General features: G+C 65.6%; 2 protein-coding genes. Both read left to right on the top strand.

Features of this window, described 5'->3' with window-relative positions; all coding sequences use genetic code 11:
• Positions 1–67 precede the first annotated feature (67 nt).
• Positions 68–340, top strand: a complete 273-nt coding sequence (locus HII36_RS54740) for a DUF7674 family protein (protein WP_173531309.1) — start codon at positions 68–70, stop codon at positions 338–340.
• 249 nt (positions 341–589) lie between these two features.
• Entirely contained in the window at positions 590–1,240 is a 651-nt protein-coding gene (locus HII36_RS54735; RefSeq protein ID WP_173531308.1) for a class I SAM-dependent DNA methyltransferase, read from the top strand.
• The last annotated feature ends 1,012 nt before the right edge of the window (positions 1,241–2,252 follow it).

Below are 2,252 nucleotides of genomic sequence, written 5' to 3'. Positions count from 1 at the left end.
CCCCACCACCCCGCCCAGCCACCGCGTCCGAGAGGTGCGTTGGCCGGTTGGGTTGCAAGGACATGCGTTGCCTAGTAAGCCCGTCCTGTTCGGAGATCTCACCAGATTCGTCCTTCAAGCCCACAGGCAGGGAAACGATGAACTGGTCGGCCGCTGCCTGTCGTTCCTGGAGTCGGCGATGACGTCCGACGACGCCGACCTGCGCAACCTCGTCGCCGTCTCGTTCGTGGAGAACGTCCGCCCCTGGGATCCGGCGATGGCGCATTTCGTCGCCTCCTGGCCCAAGGCACTACGGGACGAGGCCGCCGCCCAAGGGCGACCGACCAAGCTCGAATCCTGAGCAGCGCCGGATCCCACCCAGGCTGAAATGGGGCAGCACGAATGGGTCACTTGATCGGAGGCTGCGGACTTCGAGCGGCTGGAGCCGACCCGCACCTCTCGACCATCCGCCGCTACGCACTCGCGGTCGGCGCCGATGTCGCCCACACCGTCATGGCCGACGTCCGCGACGATCGGGCCCGAGGCCGACGCGAGCCTTGGCACGAGGTGGGAACCGGCGGCTCCTGATCACGAACTAGGGTGTTGGCCCATGAACGCGGACGACTGGCTGGAAGACACTCGCACCTCCTACGACACCGTCGCGGTCAGCTACGCCGACCAGACACGCGACGCGCTGAACGAGCACCCGTACCTCCGCGGCGCCCTGGCCCTGTTCGCCGACCTGGTTCGCACCGAAGGAGACGGCCCAGTGGCCGACGTGGGTTGCGGGCCGGGCCACGTCACAGCCCACCTCCAAAAGCTGGGCCTGGACGTCTTCGGTATCGACCTCTCGCCCGCGATGATCGACATCGCCCGGCGTGACCACCCCGCTCTGCGATTCGAAGTCGGCACCATGACCGACCTCGACCTCCCGGACGACTCTCTCGTCGGCCTGCTCGCCTTCTGGTCGTTGATCCACGTCCCCGACCATGAGGTCCCCACGGTCTTCGGCCATTTCCGCAGGGCGCTACAGCCTGGCGGAATGTTGCTGCTCGGCTTTCACGTCGGCGACGAGTCGCATCTGAAAACACAGGGGTACGGCGGCCACCAGATGAAGGTCTACGTGCACCGCCGCCAGCCCGCCCAAGTGACCGCCTGGCTGCGCGACGCCGGATTCACGGTGGAGACCCAAATGCTGCTCGGCCTCGACGAGAGCCTTCCCGGAGCGATTCTCTTCGCACGCAACCAGGCGAAAGCCTGACCGGTCGGCACAGAACTCAACGCGTGGATGGATGGATGGCGCACGGGAAGCGGTCCATCCCCGGGAACCGCGTTCAGACCGTCCACACGTACTTCTTCGCCCGGATCCCGAAGGCCGAAATGACTGGAACCGAAGATGGCAGGTCCGGGCACCGATGGACTGCGGAGCCGAGCTCGACGCGACAACGAAATGGATCTTTCCGTCCGGTCGGCCGTTCTGATCAAAACCTGCTGCAAGCAGCACAGCATGAGCGGCCGGTCGTACTTGCCCGTGAAAGGCAAGCCGAACCCGGCACCGGCACAGGCCGGCTCGCGTACCGCCGACCACTGGAGTCGGGTGCCCGAAGCCAACCGGGTTCGGTCTTGCTGAGATGAGCCGAGAGAGGTGACTCGGAGCTGGTTTCATGCCACTCTCAGTACATGTTCCTTCGCAGGCGAAGCCGGGACTTCTACTTCAGGCCAAGCCGGCGGAGACCGTGGAGACGTTCCGCCGATGCGGAGTTCGCCGACGACCCGCCTGCGACGGTTGAGGAAAAGGTATGGCGGGTCGCCTGGTGGCGTAACGGCTGGGGTGTCTGGCCGGCGCATGCCGACCCCCTGACGAGCGAACCTGCCTACACCACCCTGAACATCACTCAGGCTGATCCTGACGCCGCCTGCTGCTGGGCATCGGGCGTCGTGCCTCCGCATCCGCGCCTGCACATTTCCTGCGCACAACGCGGTGATCCCACTGCTCCCTTCATGCGATCGACTGTGGGCGGTCGCAGTCGATGCCGGCGGTGCGGCTTGTGTCCGTGACTCTGAAGGAACTGCCGTTCACAAAGGTGCCCGCGATCGACACTCGTGCCCGGTAGGTGCCGTCTCGGCACGGGCGTGACAGCAGGGGGTAGGAGCGGGCCAGGCCGGGAGGTTCGAAATAGTGGTCGTACTCCACTTCGAACCAGTCGGAAAAGATTCCATCACGGTGCTCGAGAGAGATCCGGTCAACGCCTCACTCGGACGCGGTGGCTGGG

Origin of the sequence: Nonomuraea antri (assembly GCF_013283785.1) — a bacterium.
GTDB classification, from domain to species: domain Bacteria; phylum Actinomycetota; class Actinomycetes; order Streptosporangiales; family Streptosporangiaceae; genus Nonomuraea; species Nonomuraea antri.
This window is presented reverse-complemented; position numbering and strand designations above follow the sequence as displayed.

Coding starts and splice junctions, on each gene's coding strand:
- HII36_RS54735 (WP_173531308.1), top strand. CDS start 590: ATGAACGCGGACGACTGGCTGGAAGACACTCGCACCTCCTACGACACC.